Here is a 22,714-nt window from a genome sequence, read left to right as displayed (position 1 = left end):
CAGAGCTTCTTCCCGATCTCCTCGGTGTCCCAGCCTTCCGCCAGCAGCCGCAACACGCCGATCTCCCGAGACGTGTAACCGGCGGAATTCAGCCCACGCGGCTCCAGGACCTCGCGGTTGAGGTTCTCCACCTGCCGCAGCAACTCACCCAGCAGGTTGGCCGGCAGCACACCACCCCCCTCCGCCGCGACACGGATCGCATCAGCCAGCCGCTCGCCCGTGGCCACGCCGCGATGCAGCACCGCGACCACGCGGCACTCGACCACCCGCAACAGCACAGCACGCTCCAACTGCCTGGCCACCAGCACCGCGGGCGCGGCCGATTCGGCGGCCGCCTTGCTCATGCCGGCAAGGACTTCCGGAGTCACCCCGTCCGCGGCGAACACGAGCACGTCGACATCAGCGGGAAACGCGTCCCCCACGACGAACACATCCGCAGTGCCCAAGAGCATCTCGGTCAGCCCGGTCAAGGTGATGGGATCCGACGCCCACACCGCGACCCGGACCCGCTCACCGGGCTCCCGCGCAGCCGAGTTCATCGTGTGCATTGCCGATTCGACCTTGGTCATCATCGCGCTCTTCCTCCGACCTGCATTTCGAGCGTGCTGGTTGGCGCGACGCCCGATCATCCGTTCCGCCCCAGCGCTTTCGGCGGCACAACGCGCGAACCGCATGATTCGAGTGTCCTGCGCCGGGAAGGCCGATCGCGGCCTCGGTGTGGGCTCGCGGGAATCCCCTCACCGGGTCTCCCCGGCGGATCAGCCAGCGACCGCGCCGCAGCGCGGCCGCAATGGGTTGTGGGCAGAAACCGTTTCAGGGCGAGGAATTCGTCCGTCCACGACAGCCCGACCAGTTCATCAACACATCGTTGCGCTTGACGTCCACTTCGGACATCCGGTCTCAAGCCGCGGACCGCCCGCGCAGCGCGGCGCCCCGCAGGCTTCCGGTCGAGTTCGCGGCCGCCACCAGCTCCACTCGGGAGCGGCAACCGGTCTTGGCGAACAACCGGGTGAGCTGGCTCTCCACGGTCTTCTCGCTCAACCCGAGCGCCGAACCGATCCGCCGGTTGGTGAGCCCCATGCCGATCATCTCGACGATGCGGGACTCGGTGGCGGACCAGGGTTGCGCGGCGGACGGGGACTGAGCCGGGGCCGCCGCCAGTGGCGAACCGCCGGTTTCGCGGAGCAGCACCGGTTTCGGGAACTCGGCCGCCGGGCCCGCCAGGCGCTGCACCGCGGCGCGCTCCTCGGCCACCGCGGAGACAGCGAGCGCAGGGCACAGGCAGCTCAGCCGCCCCCGAACATCCCCCACCAGCAAGCCGTTCTCGACGAGCCGGTCCACGGTCCGGCCGCACTCGGCGACGTCCTCGCCCAGCGCGTCCGCGACCGCGGGCAGGTCATCGATGCCGAACGCACCGAGCCAGGCCGTCGTGGCGAGCAGCCGCGGGCCGAGGCCGCCGAGCCGCCGGGCGCGCAGCAGCAGGTCGTGGTCGTAGGGCAGGCAGATGGACGCCTGGTCGTCGAGGCGGAGACGGTCGCCATCGGCGACGAGCCGCCCCCTGTCCCGCAGCGCCTCGACCGTAGCCAGCACCGTGCCGGGGTTGCCGTACAGCGGCCCGAGCGCCGCGCGCAGCGCCGTGTGAACGCTCTCGTCCAGATCATCGCCCGCGAGGGCCGCGATGTGCTCGTCGGCGAGCGGACCAAGGTCGATCACCTCGTCCGCCAGGCCGAGCAGCTCGGCGGATGCCGGCGTCAGCGCGTCGTCCGGCTGGATCGACGCGACGACCAGGCAACCGGGGCGGCGGGCGGCCTGCAGCAGCGGGACGGGGTCGGCGATGTCCAGCACGTCGTCGACGAGCACCGCGACGGGACCGCGGCTGCTGATCCGGCCGAACACCCAGTTCAGCTCGGCAGCCACGGCCGGGAACCGCGCGGCCGGTTCCCCGGCCTGGCGCGGGCGGAACCGCTCCAGCGCGCTGATCCCGTCGACCAGCCCGCAGTCGCCGAACCGGTCGAAGTCCTGCCGGAGCGCGTCGACGACCGCGCCGATCCCGTACCGGTCGATGCCGGTTTCCGCCGCCGCGCGGGATCGGCCGCGCACCTGCGCCACCCGCGTCCCCCTGGCCCGCCAGCGGCGGCCCGCCGCGTCCAGCAGTCGCGTCTTCCCGATCCCGGCATCGCCGCGGACGATCAGCAGGCGACCGCGGGGCGCGCTGCTCCGCAATGCGGACCGCAGCGCCGCCAGCGCGTCATCCCTGCCCTCGATCGACATCTGTTCCCGCCCCATTGCCGTCCGTCCCCGTCCCCGGCGCCGTCGCGCCAGACTCGATGCACTTGCCGCGTCGGGGCGGACGCTAATGCCGGATGATCCGGAAACCAGGGGGTGGAAAGACTCCTGAACGACAGAATTTAGAAGTGCGCAAGAATTCCGAACCAGCGGATGACCTGGCAAGAAAAGCTTAAGAATCTCCTCACAACTCGGAACTCGATGCGCCGGGTCCGGCTGGCAATACTGGGATTCGTGCTGAACTCCCGACGGACGATCCCAACGCCGAACCGGACGATCCCGACCCTGCCCGAGACCGCGGGCCCGGGGACACCCCACGGCGCCGACGCTGCCCGAGAAGCCGGGCTGGATGCCCGTTCGTCCGGCCGCGAGGAACTGATCGCCCGCGTGCTCGACGTCTGCACCGCCCGCCCGGGGCGGCAGCTGGTCATGATCACCGGCCCGGCCGGGATCGGCCGCAGCTGGGCGCTGGCGCAGCTGCGGGCGCGGCTGTCCGGGCTGGACGTCTCCACTGCGGACATCAGGGCTTCCGTCGGGGATCGCGATTTCGCCGGTCTCGTGGGCAGGATCGCCGACGAACTGGGCGCGCCGCCGGTCCGCGGCGAGTCCGGCGCGGCCGCGGTGCGGCGTCTGTCGGCCGCCCCGATCCGAGGAGACCGGCTCGTGGTGCTCATCGACGACGCACACCGGCTCGCCCCCGAATGCCTCACCGCCGGGCTCGACGCGCTGGCCGGCGACCGGATCACGTTCGTCTGCACCGCCACCACGCCCAACGACGGCAGCGGTGGCGACCTGGCGTCGCTGCGCGCCCGCGGCCTGGTGCACGAGGAACGGCTCCGGCCGCTGCCGGTGTCCGCAGTGGACCACATCCTCACCTCGCTCCTCGGCGCCAAGCCCGCGCCTGGGCTGGCCGCCGAACTCCGCGACGCCTGCCGGGGCGTGCCCGCCCTGGTGCACGCCGCCATCGAGGGCTACCTGGCGGCCGATCGGCTGCGGGTCGTCGACCGCCAGGCGCACCTGATCGGCACCGGCGCACCCCGGCTGTCGATCACTCACCCGCTGTTCGCGGCCCTGCGCGATCCGGCGACCTGGGCCGTGGCCAAGGCCCTCTCGGTGCTGCACCCGCTGGGCGAGGCGGCCCCGGCGCTGATCGCCGCGACGGCCGGGATCGGCGAAGACGAGGTTCTCGGCGTCCTTCGCGAGCTGCGCGCTTCGGGAGTGGTCACGTTCCGGAACGGCTGGCGGTTCCGCGTGCCGATGCTCGCCGCGTTGCTGACCGCGTGCCTCGGCCCCTACGAGCGGAGCAGGAGCGCGCAGCTGGCCGTGACCGCGATCTGGGAACGTGCCGCGACCTGCCCCGATGACGGCTACCTGCCGGATCGGATCGTGGACGCGGGCAGGCTGGTGGACGCCGAACGGGCGGCGGCGGAACTGCTGGCCCACGGCGAAGCGGCACCGGAGGACGCTCGCGCCGTCCGATGGCGGTGGGCGGCGTGCGGCCTGATCGCCGATCCCGCCCGGCGCGCCGCGGCGCTGCACCGGCATTCCGTGCTCTGCGCCCAACACCAGAAGTTGGCGCCCGCCGCCGAGGCGGCCGAGGCTGCGCTGCGCGACCACCACGACTGGCTCGCGGCGGATTCCTCGCAGGAGCTGCAGATCATCGCCGCTGCCGGGCTCGCGAGCAACGGGAACACCGCCGCGCTGAGCGACATCGCCGCGGTCGGATGGCACTCGGGTGGCGACGCGACCCGGCTCGTGACTCGCGCCGCCGCGCTCTGCTTGCTCAACCGATGGTCCGACGCGCGCGACGAACTCCTGGCCGGGCACGGCACGTGGAACGCGGGCGGCACCGGCCCGGCCGCTTTCGGGCAGGCCATCGCCGAAGCCGCGGTGGCGGTCGCGGGCGGGACGGCACCGACGGCCTCCTCACTCGCCGTCGAAGCGGCCCGGACGCTGCTCCGGGCGCTCGGCTTGGGCTCCGCCGATGCTCCGGCGGATGGCGGTGCGGTCCGCGCCGCCCGATCCGGGCAGTGGGACCGCTCGCTGGACCTCGCCCGGGCCGCCATCGCCTCCGCGTCGCTCCACGGCGATCCGCCCGGGCAGGCCGCGATGTTCCGGGAGATGGCGACCATCCTCACGGCGCGCGGTCAGCTGAACCAGGCGCGGGCCGCCATCGAGGACGCCCGCTCCCGGCACCTGCTGCTGCCGCACCGGTTGGCCCTCCCGGAAGCGTTGCTGGACATGACGATCGGCGCGCCCCAGCAGTCACGCGCCGTCGTCGAGCAAGCGCTCACCGCCGCCGCCGAAACCGGTGTCGTCGCCGGGACCGACGAGTTGTGGCTGCACATCGCCGAATTGGAATCGCGGCTGGGCAACCAGGACGCGGCGAGGCTGTGCGTGGAACGGATCGAGCGGATCGCGGACGAGCTCGGCACCGCCGAGGCGGACCAGAACCGGCTGCTCGCGCGGGTATTCGTCGAGGGCGACTCGGGCGCCGCGGCGGAAGTGCTGGAACTCGCGGCGCAGCGGGACCGGCCCTTCGAGTTCGCGACCACCGTCACCGCCGTGGCCGAACGCGGGTTCGCCGACCGGAAGCTCCTGCTCGCGGCGTACGAGGCCTTCGGCGAGCTCGGCGCTCTGATCCCCCGCGCGCGGCTGCGGTTGCTGATGCGGGAGCGCAACGTCGCGGTCCCCGGCCGCAACGCGACGGTCGCGGAGAACGAGCGGCTGCTGGCCACCCTGATCACCGAGGGCCTGACCAATTCGCAGGTCGCCACCGTGCTGGGGACCAGCGAGAAGAGCGTCGAGGGACGGCTGACGAGGTTCTTCCAGCGCACCGGTTACCGGTCGCGCGCCGAACTCGCGACCGCGACGCTCCGTGGCTGCGCCTGACTCAGCGGAGCCGGGGCAGCCGGACCTCGAAGCAGCAACCGCCGGGCACGTTGCGCACCGACACATGCCCGCCGTGGGCTCGCACCAGCCCGTGCACGATGGTCAGCCCGAAACCACCACCCGACCCGGTTTTCGTCTTGCGGCCACGCCATCCCATGTCGAAGACCGAACCGAGGTCCTGCGGCGGGATCCCGCCGCACTCGTCCGACACCGACACCACCGCCCAGCCGTTCACCGCGCGGACGTCGACCACCACCGTCGTCCGTTCCGGGCTGTACCGGATCGCGTTCGACAGCAGGTTGTTGAACACCCGGGTCATGGACCGGTCGTCCACCCGGACGGTGACCGGCTCGACCGTCCTGGCGCGCAGCCGGACCCCGCGGCCGGCGGCCAGCACGTCGAGCCCGGCCGCCTCGTCGCTGACGAGATCGTCGAGGGCCACCTCCCGCGGGTTCAGGCGCAACGTCCCGGTCTGGATCTGGGAGAGCTGGAAGAGGTCGTCCACCATCGCGGTCAGGTGCTCGGTGTCCGCGCGGATCCTGCCGAGGTAGTCGTCCAGGTCGCCCACCACACCGTCCTCGATGGACTCCGCCACGGCCCGCAGCCTCGCCAGCGGGCTGCGCAGGTCGTGCGAGATCCAGGCGACCAGCTGCCGCCGGGACTGCTCGACCGCCCGTTCCCGCCGCCTGGACACCTCCAGCTTGTCGCTGGTGATCCGCAATTCCCGCGCCAGCTCGGCGAACTCCGCGCTCGGCGGGTCGTCCGGCAGCCGGAACCGCTGGGCCACGCCGAAGGTGCGGGTGGCATCGGCCAGCCGCCTGCTGCCCTTCAGCACGGACCGGCCGAGCAGCAGGCCGATCCCGAGCGACACCGCACCGGCGACGAAGTTGACCAGCAGCGTCACCACCACCGGCACTTCGGCGGACTGCGTCACCAGGACGACGGTGATGGTGCTCGCGTTGGTCCCGCAGACGGTGATCACGATGACCGCGATCAGCGAGTTCCCGACCGGGGATCGCCGGAGCAGGCGCAGCACCACGGCGCCGACGAGTCCCACGCCCACCGACTCGCACACCGCGATCAGCAGGATCAACGACGGATTCACCGCGGACCGCCCGCGGAACCGGTCGGGCCGAACCGGTGGCCGACGCCCCACGCCGTCGGGGTGACCGCCCGCGGCACGAGCTCGTGAGGGCGAAGAAGGTCCGCGCCGATCTCAAGGCCGCACAACCGATCCGCCGCTAACCCCACGGCGGCCGGCGGGAAACCGGTCCGTTTAGGACGGCGGGTGGGCATCTGGGCGACCGCGAGGTCGTCCGCCACGACCAGGATCCGCTGCCCTTCCTGGTGGGAGCGGGGATCCGCGGCACGATCCGTCTGCGTCATGTTCCGAACCTGCTTCAGAGCGTTGATCACTCCACACTAGTCACCGATCAACACGACCCGGACACGTTCTTGCCGCTGCGGCAAGTTCGGCCCGCAGGTTCTTGCCGCTGCGGCAAATCCGGCACGCAGGTTCACGCCGCCGCGATCAAATCTGGCGGCCCGTCAGCGGCCGGCCGTCTCGGCCAGTGCGGTGTCGAGGATCGCCAGGCCGCGATCGATCTCGGCGTCGGTGGCGGTCAGCGGCGGGGCGATGCGGAACGTCCCGCCCATGCCGGGCAGCTGCACGATGTTCATGTGCAGCCCGAGCTCGGCGCAACGCCGGGTGACGGCGGCTCCGAGTTTGTCGGCGTCCTCGCCGCCCGGCCCGCCGACCAGCTCCAGCCCGACCAGCAGGCCGCGCCCGCGCACGTCGCCGATCACCGGATGCCGCGCGGCGAGCTCGTCCAGCCCGCCGCGCAGCCGCACACCCAGTTCGCGGGCGCGCACGTCGAGGCGGTCGCGGCCGAGCACGTCCAGGACGGTGTTGCCGACCGCCGCCGGAAGCGGGTCGTTGACGTGCGTGGTGAAGAACAGGAACCCGCGGTCGTGGGCTTTCTGCTCGATCTCGGCGCTGGTCAGCACGGCCGCGAGGGGCAGCCCGGCGCCGAGGGTCTTGGACAGGGTGAGGATGTCCGGGACGACGCCGTCGCGCTCGAACGCGTACCAGTCACCGGTGCGGCACAGCCCGGTCTGGGCCTCGTCCAGGATCAGCAGCATGCCGCGCTCGCGGCACTTGTCCCGCAGCGCCGCCAGGTAGCCCGGCGGGAGGTCGATGACGCCGCCCGAGCTCAGGACGGGCTCGACCAGGCAGGCCGCGAGGCTGCCGACCGACTGGGCGTCGATCAGCTCGAAGCCCAGGTCGAGCTGCCGGCGCCAGTCCAGGTTCCCGTCGGCGTCGACGATCCCCGGCCGGAACCGGTCGGGGACCGGCAGGGCGAAGTTCCCCGGAGCGGCCGGCCCGTACCCGACCCGCCCCGCGCTGTAGGTGGCGTTCGCCGCGGCCTGGGTCATGCCGTGCCAGGACCGGGCGAACGAAACGACCTCGTGCCCGCCGGTGACGAGCTTGGCCATCCGCAACGCGGCCTCGTTCGCCTCGGCGCCGGTGGTCAGGAACATGGCCTTGTCCAGCGGCTCCGGCAACGTCTCCGCGAGCCGCTGCGCGAGGTCGAGCACCGGACGGCTCAGCATCCCGCTGTAGAGGTGGTCGAGCCGGGCGACCTGCTCGCGAACGGTCGCGACGATCTCCGGGTGGGCGTGGCCGAGGATCGCGCTCATCTGCCCCGAGGTGAAGTCGAGCAGCTCGCGCCCGTCCTCGGTGAACACCGAGCTCCCCTCGGCGCGAGCGATGATCTCGGGACTGAAGGCGCCCCGCCCCGAGTAGCGGACCAGGTGGCGTTCGGGCGCGGTGCGCGCGATGTCGTCCAGCATGGTCCCGACGCTACGAAGGGACGTAGCTTCGCGTCCATCACACGATTTCGACGATGCTGTTCGATGGAACTGCACAATGGTGGCATGCTCAACCCGTGGCGCCTGCGCCTGCTCGGGCTGCTCGACAGCCTCGGCACCGTCCGCGCGGTGGCCGAGACGCTGCACATGAGCCCGTCGACGGTGTCCCAGCAGCTCGCCGTGCTCGAAACCGAAACGCGCAGCCGGCTCATCGAGCGGTCCGGGCGCCGGGTGCGGCTGACCCGGACCGGGCTCGCCCTCGCCCGCCGGGGCCGCGAGATCCTGGCGCAGATGGCCGAGGCGGAGGCCGAGCTGCGCGCGCTCAACGACGAGCCGATCGGCACCGTCCGGCTCGGGGTGTTCCAGAGCGCGATCTACACGCTCGCCGTGCCGGCGGCGGCCCGGCTGTCGGACTCGCACCCGCACCTGCACGTGGAGCTGATCGAGTCCGAACCGCACGAGAGCGGGGCCGCGCTGCGCACCGGCGAGGTGGACGTGATCGTCACGACCACGGACTACGTCAAGTTCCCGTGGGACCGGGACCTCGAAGTCGTCCCGCTGGGGACCGATCCGGTGGTGCTGCTCCTGCCGCCGGACCATCCGCTCGCGCGGCGCCGGGTGATCGACCTCGCCGCGTGCGCGGAGGAGACCTGGGCCTGCGACCGGCCGGGCTCGTACATGGCGGAGCTGACCCAGCGGCTGTGCCGCGAGTCCGGCTTCGAACCCCGGGTGGCCTGCCGGTTCAGCAACTACCTGCTGCTGCTCCAGCACGTCGAGTCCGGCCGGTCGGTGGCGCTGCTGCCCGCGCTGGCGGTCCCGCCCGGCACTCCGGTCGTCACCCGCGAGCTCAGCACACCGGTGCACCGCAACGTCGCGATCGTGCGGCGCCGGGAGGCGGGGCTGCGCGCGGCCGTGGACGCCGTCGTCGAGACGCTGCTCGACCACCCGGACATCCCGGCCCTCTCGCGGCGTCCGACGACCATCGCGGCGGCACCGGAACCTGGGACGACGGTGACGAACTGAGCGAGCACTTCGTCCCGGGCGGAGTCCGGGGCTGAAGGCGGACCAGGTGGCGTTCTGGTGCGGCGCGCTACCGCGGGCGGGGCGAAATGAGCGGCCCGACGACGGCGGCTACTGCGCGATACGGACGAGGGTGTCGAGCTGGGCAGCGTTCAAGTACTGCTCCAGCAGTTGGCCGATGAGCGGGGCAGCTCTTACCGGCAGCGAAGAGCTCGTCCCGGACCGGATGGCTTGCACGTGGGTCCGCAACTCGTCCGCGACGCGCTGCCTGCGCTCGTCGGTGGCGTCCGGCGGCATTTCGGCCAGGCATCTGAGCGCATCCAGGAACTCCGCGCTCTGCGCGTGCTCGCCCACGGCCGCAAGTTCCTCGCGACGCGCACGGACGTCGGAGCCGGGCAGGTGCCCCATCAGCGTGGCGACGTCGAGGTCCAGTCTCGTCGCATCGGGCGGGAGGCGGGCGACGTCGTGCAGCCGGGTGAGGTCGCCGTGGACGTCGGCCGGGATGTCGGGGCTGCGCCCTTCCACGCGCAGGGCGCGCACGAGATCGCGTTGCGCCTTCAACCGCTCGATCTGCGAGTCGATGCCGGCTTCGACTCGCTCGAGAATCGTCGCGCTCGTGTCCGTCGACTCGTCGTCCAGCATGGCCGGCACATCGGCGAGGCTCACCCCGAGCTCGGCGAGATGCCGGATGCGCAGAAGCCGTACCAGGTGGACCGCGGTGTATCGCCGGTAGCCGTTCGAGGACCTGCGCGGCTCGGGGAGCAGACCGATCTGGTGGTAGTGCCGCAGTGTCCGCACGGTCACACCCGCAAGATCCGCGAGTTCCTGCGACCTCATGGAAGTTCTCCGTTCCATCAGCAAACTTGACTCCGACGCTACGTCGTAGTTTTTCCTCGGTCCAAGAGATCACGCGCGATGACGTGAGCACAGACCGAGGAGACGACATGAACCAGGCGCCGCCGGCCCGTGACGGCTACATCGACGAACGCGGCAAGATCCCGCAGGCGTTGTTGTACGTCCAGGCGTACCGGGACCGGCAGCAGCTGTGGCGCACGATCCTGGCGATGCTGGCCGGCCTTGGCGCGCTGCTCGCCGTGCTCTTCGTCGCGGCCGTCCCGGTCGGAACCGCGCTCGACCGCCTCCTCGGCGTGACACCGTTCGATCCGGCTGCGCCGTCGTTCACCGTCGGGTTCTGGATCGCCGGAAACCTCCTGCTCGCCGCGCTGATCCCAACGGCGGGGTTGCTGCAGTGGTCGATCTACCGGCAGAAGCCTCGATGGCTGTCGTCGTTGGCAGGTGGCTTCCGGTGGCGGGTTCTCGGGCGTGCCGCTGTCGTCATCGTCCCGTTGTGGGCCGCGTACATGGTCGTTCTGCAGTTCGTCATGCCGACCGGACCGATCCAGCTGACCGCGACGACCATCGCGCTCTCCGCCGCCGCGGTGATCACCGTGCCCCTGCAGTCCGCGGGTGAGGAGTACCTCTTCCGCGGCCTGCTCTCCCGCGCGATCGGTGCGCGCTTCCGCCACCCGGCCGCCGCGTTCACCGTCGCCACTGCCGTCACCGCTGTGCTGTTCGGTGCGATCCACGGCGCCGTGAACGGCTGGACCCTCGCCTACTACATCATCTGCGGGGTGGCCCTCTCGGTGGTGGCGCAGCGCACCGGTGGCCTCGAAGTCGCCGTTCTCGTCCATGCGGTGAACAACACGATGCTGCTCGTCCCGACGATCCTTGCCGATCGCCTGGGCACGCTGTCGGCCCCCAGCGGTCCGGTGCTGATCATCCCCATGGCCGTCATCGCCCTGGCTGCCGCCATCGTGTGGCGGTTGGCACCGCGGATCACCTCGCCCAGCTGATGGAACCACCCGGCGGTCGATCCGGTGCCGGCCCGCCCTGAACGCGTCGATGGCCGGGACACCGGGGGCGGTGACCAGCGACCGCGGTCAGGTTTCGTCCTCGACCGACATGCGGCGGAACGCAGTGGTGGACGTATAGCTCTTGGCCGGGCCGGTGACTATCCACACCTGACACCAGTCATCCAGCCCGTGGATGACGACCTCGCCGCGGTAAAGATCATCGCGGCAAGGATGACGTACCGACCACCGGCCGTCTCGCAGGTCGAGATCGTGGAAGAAACCGCCGTGGTCGAAATGCACGTCGGCCAGCCCCGGGCCACGCACCCGGAAATGCAGGACCCGGGTCGCCGGTCCCTGGTACTCCCCCATGACCAGCGTTCCACTTTCCCGGTAGACGAGCGCGTCGTCTTCAGCGGTGAAGCTCGCGACGCCGGTGAGCGTAGCCATACCCGCACCGGTGGAATCGACGATCTTCCGGTCGAGCCCCCACCGCCCGGCGAAGTAAGCGACGAGGTCGGTAACCCGGAAACCGGTATCGGTGTGCGCGGAGTCCACACGTGCATTCTGCCGCACAGGGGCGTGTCCACCTGCTGAGCCGGGTGGCCTCAGCGGCCAGGGGATTCCCATTTTGCCTAAAATCGGGAACTTCCCCGGGAACCTCGTGAACAGGCGGGTGAGGGCACCTGTGCCCATTGATACCGCAGCGCGAAGGTCGCGCCGACCGGCCCTGTCCGCCCCCCGGCTCCGCCGGACACCGGTGACATCCCGCTTCGGCACCCGCGTGATGTTCGAACCGGTCGTGAGTGCGTACCGGGGCTCCGGCCCGGGTGGGCACTCACGACTGCATTGTGGACGGTGGTCGGCGCGGCGCGAACCGCGCCGACCTGTCACTAAACGTAGCGGATGACGTGCAGCGCCAAGGTTTCCTGGTCGAAGGACGGGTGCCCGTTCTCGGCCAGCGAGTCGATGAGCCGCACCTCGCCGCCCTCGTTGACCGCCACCAGCAGGTTGCCCACCGATTCCCGACCTCGGAAGTCCGTGCGGCGGATCCACACCAGCGCCTTCGCGCCCGTCGGCGCGCTCGCGATCTCGGTCAGGACCTCGCCCCAGCTCTGGTGGATGGTGGCGCTCAGCGCCGGGCCGAGCTCGCGCATCGTGGGCTCGAACCACGCCGCGGCGGCGGGGGCCGGGGGCGCGGAAAGCCCCTCCTGCCGCGCGTTCCACCCCATCAGGTAGCTCCACGGGTCGTTGTTCGGCAGCCCGAACGGGGCCTCGCCCGCTTTCTTCGGCACCACCAAGGCGGCATCCAGCATCTGGTCCCGCCAGTCGCCGAACTCCTGGAAACGCCGGGTCGTGCAGGCGAACAGCCAGCCGCGTTCCGTCTCGTCCGCCTCGTCCGGGCTCACCACGACCACCGGTTCCTGGTAGGTGTGGTCGAGCCAGCTGGTCGCCTTGTCCAGCGCGGCTTGCAGGTCCGGCGCGGCGTTCTCCCAGGGTGCCCGGAGCATCTCTCCTTCGCGGCCGATGGGCCGGTGGAAGCGGGCCACCACGAGCTGTCCGATCTCGTCGTCGTTCAGCCGCGCCAGCGAACCCCGTTGCCCGTCCAGGAAAACGGCTTGCCCGTCGTCGTTGAACGCGTAGAGCAGGTGGCCGGTGATCTCCATCCCGGCGTGCTGCCTGCGCAGCCACACCGCGCTGCGCGTGCCGGGCCCGCCCTCGAAGAGCATCGACGTCACATCCGCCCAGGTCGAGCAGGTGGCCACCTCCGCGGTCGGGAAGTGCACGGTCAGCATCCGGTCCCACCAGCCGGGTGCCTCGTCCAGCGGCTCCCACGGCAGCGCCGAAGCCGGGCGGCGGTCCACCGCGGCGTCCGTCGCGACCAGGCAGCTGCGCGCGTTGACCCGCCAGCGCCACGGCTGCTGGTCGGCCAATCCCGCCGCCGCGTTGAGCTCCTCGTCCAGCGGGTCGGCGTTGGCGACCGGGAACGGCTCGCCGCCGTCCTTGGGCACCGCGATGGTGGCGGCCAGCAGCGGCTCGGCGGAGCCGCCCGCGTAGTCGCAGCCGAACAGCTGGGTCCGGTCACCGTCGACCAGCGGCTGGTCATCGATGAGGTGACCAGGCCCCCGTACGTGCGGTCCAGCCAGTCGGCGGCCCTGCGGGAGAGATCGTCGCTCATCGTCACCTCGGTCAATGCTCGTCCGACAGCTCGGACCTCTTGGATCTGCTCAGTACGCGGCGGAAGCCGCTTGCAGCGTGGCCCACCGCAGCTGCCGAAGTGCGCGCTCGACTTCAGTGCACGGGAAATCCCCCACCATCGCGCCGGCGGCTCATCCCGGCAACGTGACGCCCGCGGGCGCGGGCTCGCCGGCCGCCTGCAAGCCTTCCTCCGGGACCCCGACCGCGTTCGGGCGGTTGTCACCCGTACCGCGCACCGCATCCCGGAACTCCTGCGCCCCGATGCGCGTCGATGCGGGCGCGCCCGGGTTGAGCAGCACGTCGACGCCTTCTTCGGGCAGGGCATCGGCGAGCTCCTCGGCGGTGGCCTCCGCCCACACCGGGACGGTCAACCGCTGCGCGTGCGCGTAGGCGGTCAGCACCAGCACCGACGGCTTGCCGTCCGGTGCGCGGGTGACGATCGGGATGTTCTCCTCGTCCAGGCCGATGACCAGGTGCGATCCGGGCAGTGATGCCAGCAGTTCGGGAACGGCCAGCTCTCCCCGCATCACCAGCCGCAGCGTGGCGTCCACCGGGTCGGTCGGCGAGTCCGGGCTGGACGGCTCGTAGGCGCGGTTCGGGCGGAAGTCCCGCAGCGAACCGTCGCTATCCATGTACCAGGAACCGACGATCGCGGTTTCCGGCGGCTGTTGCTGCTCCTGCTCGGGCTCCCACTCGGGGTCGATGAGCACGACCCACTGGTCGACGGGCTCGCCCTCGGCAACCGGGGCGGTTCCGGGCGTTTCGTCCTCGGACATCGAAGGCTCCTCGCTGCTTCCTGTCGGCTTCAACGTTGTTCCGCCGGTGGCTCGGGCAGAGTTCCGCCCGCGTCCGGCTCGCCGGTTCCCGCGTCGGCCATCGCGTGCTTGAGCGCGCTCGCCAGCACCCGCATGGACGTGGGCGCGCCCGGGTTGAGCAGCACGTCGACCCCCTCGTCGGGCAGTGAGTCGGCCAGCGCCTTCGCCGTGATCTCCTGCCAGGTCGGCACGTCGACCCGCCGGGCGTGCACCGGCGAAGTGGCCACCAGCACTGACGGCACCTTGTCCGGGGAGAGTGTGACGACGGCGTTGCCGTCGTCGTCCAGCGCGATCAGCAGCAGCGCATCACGCATGGCCTCCAGCAGCGCCTCGCTGCGGTAGTCGCCGCGTACTACCAGTTGCAGCACCGCGTCCACCGGGTCGGTGGCGGAATCCTCGCGGGAGGGCAGGTAGTCCGGGTTGGCCTGGAACGCGCTGACGGTGCCGTCGGCTCCGATGCGCCAGGAACCGAGGACGGCCTCGGGCGGCGGCTCTTCCTCATCGGACTCGGGCTGCCAGGCCGGGTCGATCACGAGGGCCCACGCCTCCTGGTCGGGACCAGCGGGTGTTTCCTCGCTGGGACCAGCGGGAGCTTCGCCCTCCTCCGGAGTCGGGTGGTCACTGGTCACTGGTGATTCCTTTCTGCATGCGCTGTGCCTGATCACCGTTGCGGGTGCCCGGCGTGTCCATTCGCACCATGGTCCGGGTGTGTTGACGCGGGAACACTAGCGTGGTTTGAGCTTGGGGATCTTCTTGAGTTCTTCCGCGCTGTACCGGGTTCCTTCGTGTACCTCGATGTATTCGCGGCCGCGCTTGAGGTAACTGCTGACCCAGCCCGCGTTGTTCGAGGCGGTGATCGGGATGGTCGTCGTTACGTCATCCCGGCCGGCGATGAAGGGGTTCTCGAAGCCGAGTTCACGGGCCGTTGCCACCGAGTCCCGCAGCAGCGTCGCGGCTTGCTCGGGCTGGCTGTCCGCGAAGCCGGTTTTCGTGCCCACGGCGGCCCGGCAGAACAGGAACAACATGCTGCCGTTCGGGTTCGCCGCGTGCATGCGGTGGAACTCTTCCCGCTGGAACAGCACCTTCGTCAGAGTCTCCCCGGACACCGACAGCTCGACGCCGCGTTTCAGGCGGAGCTCGGCACGCTTCCCGTTGCCGTGTCCGGCGAAGAGGTTCGGGCCCGCCTTCACCCGGACCCGAGCGCCCGTGTCAGGGTGGGTGAAAGTGGTGGTGACCGGCGCGAACGGACCGGGCGCCAGCCGGTGCAACGGATCACCGTCATACAGATTCATGAAGCCGAGTCCGTCTTCGCTGCGGAGAGCTGTTTCGCCGTCTTCCATTGGCCTGGTCCGCGCCACGGAATCCATGCTGTCGAGCGCCTCGGCGACCAACTTGTGGAACATCAACGGATAGGGATCCAGCGTCATGCCGTTGACCCGCACCCATCCGGTGCTATCGCTGGTGAGCTCGAAAGCCTCCACTTCGTGTGCGTAGAACGTGACCTCCGCGCCACTGTCCTGGTCGATTCCGGTCAATCGCTGGTCGGCGTCCAGGATGTGCGAGGCCTTCGGGAGGAAGCGCTCGAAGAACTCGACGTTGGCGATGTTGCCCGGCGAATACTTGTTGTTGACCTGGCTCGTCCAGCGATTGGTGTACTCGATCCAGCCCTGGTTGTCGGACACGCCGAAACGGCCGTCCGGCAACTGGGACACCTCACCCTCGGTTCCTTCGACCGAGCCCAAGAACCCCAAGTCCGCCAGCTGCCTGACAGTGGCCTTCAGCTCCGCGTTGTGCGAGGTCAGCAACCGGACCTTGACGGCAGGGGCAACGAGGGAGAGATATCGGAACTCTCCGAAGTTCATCAGGATCGTGGCGAGGCCTTCGCTGTCGATGCGCACGTCACGACCGTCCAGCAACGGCATAGCGTACTTCCGACTCGGCCCGTCGATGTCGATGTCGACGTCGACGTCGACCAGGTCTTCGGTTTGCTCGGCCGTCGGATCGGGGCGCTTCGGGTGTTGTGCCGCTTGGGCGGGCGTCTCCCCGGGCATCGTCGCGATGGTCCGGAGGTAGCCACCGCTCAAGCCGAACCTGTTGGCTTGGGTGAACGACACCCCGAGTCCCTCCCCCCGCATCATCGCGTACGCGAGGTCGGTCATCCGGATGGTGGTTTCCCCGTTCCTGTCCCACGCCCGCACCGTGACATCGGGATCCACGAAATCGGATGGCACCGGCACGATCCGGCCGGAATTCGCCGAGCCGCGGCGGGTAGCGCCGATGAGGCGGGAAAGCAAGCCCGGTTTGAGCTTGGGGAGCTTCTTGAGTTCTTTCTCGCTGTAACGGGTTTCCTCGTGCACCTCGATGTACTCGCGGCCGTCCTTGAGGTAACTGCTGACCCAGCCCGCGTTGTTCGAGGCGATGACCGGGACCTTCGCTGCCACGACATCCCGGCCGGCGTAGACGACGTTGTCGAAGCCGAGTTCACGGGCCGTTGCCACAAAGTCCCGCAGCAGCGTCGCGGCTTGCTTGGGCTGGCGGTCCGCGAAGCCGGTTTCCGCGCCCACGGCAGCGCTGCAGAACAGGAACAGCATGCCGCCGTTCGGGTTCGCCGCGTGCATGCGGTGGAACTCTTCCCGCTGGAACAGCCACTTCGCCAGAGTCTCCCCGGACACCGGCAGCTCGAGGCCGCCGATGTAGAGCTCGGCGCTGTGCTTCTGGCCGTGTCCGCTGAAGTAGTTCGGGCCTACCTTCACCTGCACCTGAGCACCGGTGTCAGGATGGGGGAGAGTGGTGATGACCGGCGCGAACGGACTGGGCGCCAGCCGGTTCAACGGATCGCTGTCGTGCAGATCCACGGAGTCGATTCCGTTTTCGTCGCGGAGAGCGTCCACGCCGTCTTCCATTGGCCTGGTTCGCGCCACGGAATCCATGCTGTCGAGATTCTCGGCGACCAACTTGTCGGCCAGCCCCTGGCCGCGAACCAGCGTCAGGCCGTTGACCCGTTCCCATCCGGCGCTCGTGCTGGTGGTGAGCTTGAGATCCACCTCGTCTGCGTAGAACTTGACCTCGCGAAAGTACCCGACCTCGTCGCGAAAGCGCGTGGTCAATGGCTTGTCGGCGTCCAGGATGTACGAGGCCTTCGGGAGGAAGCGCTCGAAGAACTTGATGTTGGCGATGTTGCCCGGTGAGAACTTGTTGTTGACCTGCCTCTTTCCGCGGCGGTCGTACTCGGTCCAGCCCTGGTTGTCGGACACGCCGAAACGGCCGTCCGGCAACTGGGACACCTCACCCTCGGTTCCTTCGACCGAGCCCAAGAAGCCCGAGTCCGCCAACTGCTCGACAGTGGCCTTCAGCTCCGCATTGTGCGAGGTCAGAAACCGGACCTTGAGATCGGGGGCGACACTGGAGAGATATCGGAACTCGCCGAAGTTCATCAGGATGGCGGCGAGGCCGTCGCTGCCGATGCGCACGTCACGACCGTCCCACAACGGCATCGCGTACTGCCGGCCCGGCCCGGCGCTGTCGATGTCGACGTGGAAAAGGTCCTTGGTTTGCACGGCCGCCGGATCGGGACGCTTGGGGTGTTGTGCTGCTTCGGCCGGCGTTTCGCCGGGCATCGTCGCGATGGTCCGACGGTAGTCGCCGGTCAAGTCGAACTTGTTGGCGCGGGTGAACGACACTCCGCGTTCCTTCTGCATCATCGCGTACGCGAGTTCGGTCATCCGGATGGTGGTTTCCCGGTCCCCGTCCCACGCCCGCACCGCGAGACCGGGGTCCAGGAAATCGGAGCGCACCGGCACGATCTGGTGGGGATTCGCCGCGCGCCCGGAAGACGACTGCTCCTTGGTGTGACCTGAGCCGCGGCGGGTAAAGGCGAGGAGGCTGGAAAGCAAGCCCTTCTTGTACTTGGGGATCTTCTTGAGTTCTTCCGCGCTGTAACGGGTTTCCTCGTGCACCTCGATGTACTCGCGGCCGTCCTTGAGGTAACTACTGACCCAGCCCGCGTTGTTCGAGGCGGTGACCGGAATGGTCGTGTATACGACTCCCCGGCCGGCGATGAAGGGGTTCTCGAAGCCGAGTTCACGGGCCGTTGCCACCGAGTCCCGCAGCAGCGTCGCGGCTTGCTTGGGCTGGCGGTCCGCGAACCCGGTTTCTGTGCCCTCGGCAGCGCCGCAGAACATGAACAGCATGCGGCCGTTCGGGTTCGCCGCGTGCATGCGGTGGAACGCTTCCCGCTGGAACAGCACCTTCGTCAGAGTCGCCCCGGACACCAACAGCTCGATGTCTTCGCCGTCGCGGCTGATGTGGAGCTCGGCGTTCCCTGTTTGGCCGTGTCCGGTGAAGAGGTTCGGGCCTGCCTTCACCCGGACCTGAGCACCGGTGTCAGGGTGGGTGAGAGTGGTGGTGACCGGCGCGAACGGACTGGGCGCGAGCCGTTTCAACGGATCACTGTCGTGCAGATCCAAGCTGATTCCGAATTTGTTGCGGAAAGCCTTCGGGCCGTCTTCCTGTGGCCTGGTTCGGGCCACGGAATCCATGCTGTCGAGCTTCTCGGCGAACGACTGGTCGGGCAGCTGCATGTCGGGAATCAGCGTCAGGCCGTTGGCCCGTGCCGATCCGGCGCTGGTGCTCTTGCTGGTGAGCCCGTAAGTCCACGCCTCGTGCGCGTAGAACTCGATCTCTGCGCCATCTTTCGTGCGGATTCCGGTCAACGGCTGGTCGGCGTCCAGGATGTACGAGGCCTTCGGGAGGAAGCGCTCGAAGAACTCGATGTTGGCGATGTTGCCCGGCGAATACCTGTTGTGGACCTGGCTGTTTCCGACGTGATCGTACTCGATCCAGCCCTGATTGTCGGACACGCCGAAGCGGCCGTCCGGCAACTGGGACACCTCGCCCAGGGTTCCTTCGAGCGAGTGCTTGAAGCCCAGTCCCGCCAACTTCCCGATGGTGCGCTCCAACAGCACGTTGCGCGAGGTCCACATCCGGACTTTGAGACTCCCACCGAGATAGGCGAAGGACCGGATCTCCTTGGAGTTCATCAGGATGGTCGCGATGCCTTCGTCGTCGACGCTAACGTCACTGCCGTCCCGCAGCGGCGTGCCGTACTTCCCTCCGGCCATTTTGATATCGATGTTGAAGACGTTCTTGGTTCGTCCGGGCGCTATTTTGGGTCGGTTGGGGTGCTTTGCGGCCTCGGCAGCCGTTTCGCCGGGCATCGTCGGAACGGTTTGGTCATCGCCATCGCCCACATCGAGCTTGTTGTCTCGCGTGAACGACACACCGAGTCCATACCCCTGCATCTCGTGGATCTCGAATTCGGCCAACCGGACTCTGATCTTCCGGTCCTTGTCATCCCACGCCTGCACCGTGACATCGGGGTCCACGAACTCCCATGACACCGGTACGGATCCGCCCCGGGCTGTGCTGCTGGGGCCGGAATTCGGCTTCGGTACGAACTTGGGGATCCTCGCTAGTTCTTCTGCGCTGTAACGGGTTTCCTCGTGGACCTCGATGTGTTCACGGCCGCCTCGGAGGTAGCTGGTGACCCAGCCCGCGTTGTTCGAGGCGAGCGGAATCTGGTTCACCATAACCAGGTCACGGCCGGCTACGAAGGGGTTCTGGAAGCCGAGTTCGCGGGCGGTCGCCACCGAGTCCCGCAGCAGCGTCGCGGCTTGGTCGGGTTGGCCGTCGGAGAAGCCGGACTGCGTGTCCTTGGCGGCGTCGCAGAACATGAACAGCATGCGGCCGTTCGGGTTCGCCGCGTGCATGCGGTGGAATTCTTCGCGCTGGAACTGCATCTTGGTCAAGGTCGCCCCGGACACCGACAGCTTGTAGCTCCTGCCACCGCGGTTGATCTGGATCTCGGCGCTCTTCTTGGTGCCGTGTGCGGTGAAGAGGTTCGGACCTGCCGTCACCTGGACCTGATTACCGGTATCAGGATGGGTGAGAGTGGCGACGGCAGGTACGAACGGACTGGTCGCCAGCCGCTTCAACGGATCGTGCGCGTAAAGCTGGCTGAACTTCCTTTCGGTGCCTCCGAAAGCATCCAGGTTGTTTTCGTTCGGCCTGGTTCGCAACACGTGGTACGCGTAGTCGAGCCTGGCGGCGAAACGCTGGTCGACCTGCAGCATTTCGGGGACCAGCGTCACGCCGTTCACCCGCTTCCACCCAGTGCTGCTGCTGGTGAGCTCGTAGGCCTCCACTTCGTGGGCGCTGAACTCGACCTCCGCCCCATTCAGGGTTCCGACCAATGGCTCGTCGGCGTCCAGGATGTACGAGGCGTTCGGGAGGAAGCGTTCGAAGAAGTTGATGTTGGCGATGTTGCCCGGCGAGTACGTGCCGGTGACCTGGTGCGAGAACTTGGAGGGGTATTCGATCCAGCCCTTGTTGCCGGAAACGCCGAAGCGGCCGTCCGGAAGCTGGGACACCTCTCCCCCGGGTCCTTCGACCACGTCCGTGAAGCCCGACTTCGCCATCTGCTCGACAACGCGCTGCAGATGCCTGCTGTGCGGAGTCAGCAACCGGACCTTGAGGTCGGGATCGTTGACGCCGAGATCTCCGATCCCTCTGATGTTCATCAGGATCTTGCCGAGGCCAGCGCCGTCGATGTTCACCGAACGACCGTCTCGCAACGGGATGTCGAGGAACCGATCAGCGCTGTCGACGTCGTAGTCGACGTGGAGGACGTTTCTGGATTCCCCGACATCGGCTCCGGGTCGGTTGGGGTGCTGTGCGGCACTGCCGGGTGTTTCGCCGGGCATCGTCTTGACGGTGCGGAGGTAGCCGCCGCTCAGGACGTACCTGCTGGCGCGGGTGAACGCTATGCCGACCCCGTCCCCGCGCATCCAGTGGTACGCGAGGTCGGCCATCCCGATCCGGACCTTCTGGTTTCCGTGGTATGCCGCCACCGTGAGGTTGGGGTTCAGGAAATCGGCCCGCACCGACACGGTCCGGTGGGGATTCGCCGGGCCGCGCTGGTAAAGGCTCGGGTCGAAGCCTTCCGGCGTGGGGCCGCCGTGCCGCTGCGCGGAGCTGGATCCGGTGTTCGAGATCGGCGTGTACTCGGGAAGGCTGCTGAGTTCTGCTGCGCTGTACTGGGTTCTCTTGTGCACCTTGATGTAGTCGCGCCCGTCCTTGACGAGGTAGCTGCTGGCCCAGCCCGCGTTGTTCGATGCCGTGACCGGGTTGGTCGCCGCCACGACATCCCGGCCGGCGTCGTAGATGTTCTTGAAGCCGAGCTCGCGGGCCGTTGCCACCGAGTCCCGCAGCAGCGTCGCGGCTTGCTCGGGCTGGCGGTTCGCGAAACCGGTTTCCGTGTCCTCGGCGGCGTGGCAGAACATGAACAGCATGTGACCGTTCGGGTTCGCCGCATGCATGCGGTGGAACTCTTCCCGCTGGAACTGCACCTTGGTCAGCGTGGACCCGGACACCTCCAGCTCGATGTCCTCGCCGTCGCGGTTGATGGTGAGAGAAGCGTGATCCTTTTTGCCGTGTCCGGCGAAGAGGTTCGGGCCCACCTTCACCTGGACCTGAGCACCGGTGTCGGGGTGGGTGAGCGTGGTAGTGGCCGGAGCGAACGGACTGGGCGCCAGCCGTTTCAACGGATCGCTGCTGTACAGGTCGTTGAGGCTTCCGTCGTTGCGGACGAAAACTCCCACATTGTCTTCGTTCGACCTGGTTCGCGCCACGGAGGACATGCCATCGAGCTCACCGGCGAACTCCTCGTCGATGTGCCGCTCTTCCGGAGGGGACAGCGTCAGGCCGTTGACCCGTTCCCACCCGGTGCTGTCGCTGGTGAGCTTGCCGGCCACCACCTCGTGCGCGTAGAACGTGAACTCCTTGCCATCCGAAGACCTTCTTCCGACGAGTGGCTCGTCTGCGTCCAGGATGTACGAGGCGTCCGGGAGGAACTGCTCGAAGAACCTGATGTTGGCGATGTTTTCCGGCGAGTACTTGCCGACTCGGCGCTTCTCGCCGTTGCGGTACTCGATCCAGCCCTTGTTGCCGGAGACGCCGAAGCGGCCGTCCGAGAGCTGGGACACCTTGCCGTGGGTTCCTTCGACCGAGCCGGTGAACCCCGATTTCGCCAGCCTCTTGGCAGTGCTCCCCAGGTCCAAGTTGTCCGAGGTCAGCAACCGGATCTTGAGGTCGGGATCGCTGGCCACGAGGTCTTGGACCTCTCGGAGGTTCATCAGGATGGCACCGACGGCCTTGTCCTCGACGTCCACCGAACGACCGTTCTGCAACGTCATGGCGTAGCTCTTCACGTCGTGATCGATGTCGACGTGGAAGGTGTTCTGTTCGGTCGTGGTTCCGGGACGATCGGGGTGTTGTGCGGCTTCGGCGGGTGCTTCCCCGGGCATCGTCTTGATGGTCCGGAGGTAGTCGCCGCTCAAGTCGTACTCGTTCTGGCGCGTGAACGACACACCGTGGCCGGTACCCCGCATCCGCTGGTACGCGAGGTCGCCCATCCGGACCTTGATCTCCTGGCCCGTCCTCCTGTCCCGCACCCGCACCCTGGCATCGGGATCCACGAAACCGGTCCGCACCGGGACGGTCCGAAGGGGAATCGCCGAGCGCCCGGAAGACGACGGCCGGCCGGATCGGCTCGACGTGGGCGCGCCGGCCGGTGCTCCGACCAGGAGGTTCCGGTCCATCCGCACCCGGTCTTCCATCGGCGCCGCGCCGGTCTCGGCGAGCGGGATGTACCCGATGACGTTGCCCGGGTTGACGTTCGCCATCGTTTCGCCGTGCTGATCCGCGAAGAGGATCCGGTCGTCC

14 protein-coding genes (1 of these 14 cut by a window edge) are annotated in these 22,714 nt (G+C 68.8%); 3 read left to right on the top strand and 11 right to left on the bottom strand.

Going from position 1 to position 22,714, the window contains the following annotated elements; all coding sequences use genetic code 11:
• Both BLW84_RS23905 and BLW84_RS46450 read right to left on the bottom strand, forming a co-directional pair.
• The coding region (locus tag BLW84_RS23905) for a helix-turn-helix domain-containing protein (RefSeq protein ID WP_143061077.1) at window positions 1–674 on the bottom strand (674 nt) is incomplete at its 3' end.
• Between the two features lie 226 nt (window positions 675–900).
• Window positions 901–2,286, bottom strand: a complete 1,386-nt coding sequence (locus tag BLW84_RS46450; protein WP_143061076.1) for a helix-turn-helix transcriptional regulator — start codon at window positions 2,284–2,286, stop codon at window positions 901–903.
• A 234-nt stretch (window positions 2,287–2,520) separates the two neighbouring features.
• Here BLW84_RS46450 and BLW84_RS46445 point away from each other — a divergent pair, with 234 nt between their 5' ends.
• A complete protein-coding gene (locus tag BLW84_RS46445; protein ID WP_177226657.1) occupies window positions 2,521–5,178 on the top strand; it encodes an AAA family ATPase in 2,658 nt (885 codons plus the stop codon).
• Between the two features lies 1 nt (window position 5,179).
• Here the strand turns inward: BLW84_RS46445 and BLW84_RS23890 are convergent, their stop codons facing one another.
• The 3 genes from BLW84_RS23890 to BLW84_RS23880 all read right to left on the bottom strand — a co-directional run bounded on the left by BLW84_RS23890 (window position 5,180) and on the right by BLW84_RS23880 (window position 8,031).
• Window positions 5,180–6,283 carry a sensor histidine kinase gene (locus tag BLW84_RS23890; RefSeq protein ID WP_177226656.1) on the bottom strand — a complete coding sequence of 368 codons (1,104 nt, stop codon included), beginning with the start codon at window positions 6,281–6,283 and terminating at the stop codon, window positions 5,180–5,182.
• Window positions 6,280–6,564: a hypothetical protein gene (locus BLW84_RS23885; RefSeq protein ID WP_143061074.1), complete on the bottom strand. Its 285-nt coding sequence runs from the start codon at window positions 6,562–6,564 to the stop codon at window positions 6,280–6,282. Before BLW84_RS23885 ends, BLW84_RS23890 begins: the two co-directional genes overlap by 4 nt.
• Before the next feature lie 162 nt (window positions 6,565–6,726).
• Window positions 6,727–8,031 carry an aspartate aminotransferase family protein gene (locus tag BLW84_RS23880; RefSeq protein ID WP_093269010.1) on the bottom strand — a complete coding sequence of 435 codons (1,305 nt, stop codon included), beginning with the start codon at window positions 8,029–8,031 and terminating at the stop codon, window positions 6,727–6,729.
• A gap of 84 nt (window positions 8,032–8,115) precedes the next feature.
• Here BLW84_RS23880 and BLW84_RS23875 point away from each other — a divergent pair, with 84 nt between their 5' ends.
• On the top strand, window positions 8,116–9,072 hold the full coding sequence (locus BLW84_RS23875) for a LysR family transcriptional regulator (RefSeq protein ID WP_093269038.1): 957 nt from the start codon (window positions 8,116–8,118) through the stop codon (window positions 9,070–9,072).
• Between the two features lie 108 nt (window positions 9,073–9,180).
• Here the strand turns inward: BLW84_RS23875 and BLW84_RS23870 are convergent, their stop codons facing one another.
• Window positions 9,181–9,906: a MerR family transcriptional regulator gene (locus tag BLW84_RS23870; protein ID WP_177226655.1), complete on the bottom strand. Its 726-nt coding sequence runs from the start codon at window positions 9,904–9,906 to the stop codon at window positions 9,181–9,183.
• 107 nt (window positions 9,907–10,013) lie between these two features.
• Between BLW84_RS23870 and BLW84_RS23865 the strand changes: the two genes are divergently transcribed.
• Window positions 10,014–10,922, top strand: a complete 909-nt coding sequence (locus BLW84_RS23865; RefSeq protein WP_093269004.1) for a CPBP family intramembrane glutamic endopeptidase — start codon at window positions 10,014–10,016, stop codon at window positions 10,920–10,922.
• A gap of 87 nt (window positions 10,923–11,009) precedes the next feature.
• On the opposite strand, the gene BLW84_RS23860 is transcribed toward BLW84_RS23865, so the two are convergent.
• From BLW84_RS23860 to BLW84_RS23840, 5 genes are all read right to left on the bottom strand, one after another.
• Window positions 11,010–11,477, bottom strand: coding sequence for a DUF6314 family protein (locus tag BLW84_RS23860; protein ID WP_093269001.1), 468 nt, complete (start codon window positions 11,475–11,477; stop codon window positions 11,010–11,012).
• A gap of 335 nt (window positions 11,478–11,812) precedes the next feature.
• Entirely contained in the window at window positions 11,813–12,931 is a 1,119-nt protein-coding gene (locus tag BLW84_RS23855; protein ID WP_245761334.1) for a toxin glutamine deamidase domain-containing protein, read from the bottom strand.
• Between the two features lie 318 nt (window positions 12,932–13,249).
• Entirely contained in the window at window positions 13,250–13,894 is a 645-nt protein-coding gene (locus BLW84_RS23850) for a type VII secretion system-associated protein (RefSeq protein WP_093268998.1), read from the bottom strand.
• Window positions 13,895–13,923: 29 nt separating this feature from the next.
• Window positions 13,924–14,562, bottom strand: coding sequence for a type VII secretion system-associated protein (locus BLW84_RS23845; RefSeq protein ID WP_177226654.1), 639 nt, complete (start codon window positions 14,560–14,562; stop codon window positions 13,924–13,926).
• A gap of 96 nt (window positions 14,563–14,658) precedes the next feature.
• Window positions 14,659–22,714 carry the final stretch of a DnaJ domain-containing protein gene (locus BLW84_RS23840; RefSeq protein WP_177226653.1) on the bottom strand. Its footprint extends 20,444 nt past the window's final position, so only the last 8,056 of its 28,500 coding nucleotides appear in the window; its start codon lies beyond the right edge, outside the window — the gene reads right to left on this strand; it ends in the stop codon at window positions 14,659–14,661.

It is taken from the genome of Saccharopolyspora shandongensis (assembly GCF_900106995.1).
GTDB lineage: Bacteria > Actinomycetota > Actinomycetes > Mycobacteriales > Pseudonocardiaceae > Saccharopolyspora > Saccharopolyspora shandongensis.
This window is presented reverse-complemented; position numbering and strand designations above follow the sequence as displayed.

Bases quoted from the DNA above. Each gene is read 5' to 3' on its own strand.
- BLW84_RS46450 (WP_143061076.1), bottom strand. From the start codon at position 2,286: ATGGGGCGGGAACAGATGTCGATCGAGGGCAGGGATGACGCGCTGGCG.
- BLW84_RS23885 (WP_143061074.1), bottom strand. From the start codon at position 6,564: ATGACGCAGACGGATCGTGCCGCGGATCCCCGCTCCCACCAGGAAGGG.
- BLW84_RS23880 (WP_093269010.1), bottom strand. From the start codon at position 8,031: ATGCTGGACGACATCGCGCGCACCGCGCCCGAACGCCACCTGGTCCGC.
- BLW84_RS23875 (WP_093269038.1), top strand. From the start codon at position 8,116: ATGCTCAACCCGTGGCGCCTGCGCCTGCTCGGGCTGCTCGACAGCCTC.
- BLW84_RS23870 (WP_177226655.1), bottom strand. From the start codon at position 9,906: ATGAGGTCGCAGGAACTCGCGGATCTTGCGGGTGTGACCGTGCGGACA.
- BLW84_RS23865 (WP_093269004.1), top strand. From the start codon at position 10,014: ATGAACCAGGCGCCGCCGGCCCGTGACGGCTACATCGACGAACGCGGC.
- BLW84_RS23850 (WP_093268998.1), bottom strand. From the start codon at position 13,894: ATGTCCGAGGACGAAACGCCCGGAACCGCCCCGGTTGCCGAGGGCGAG.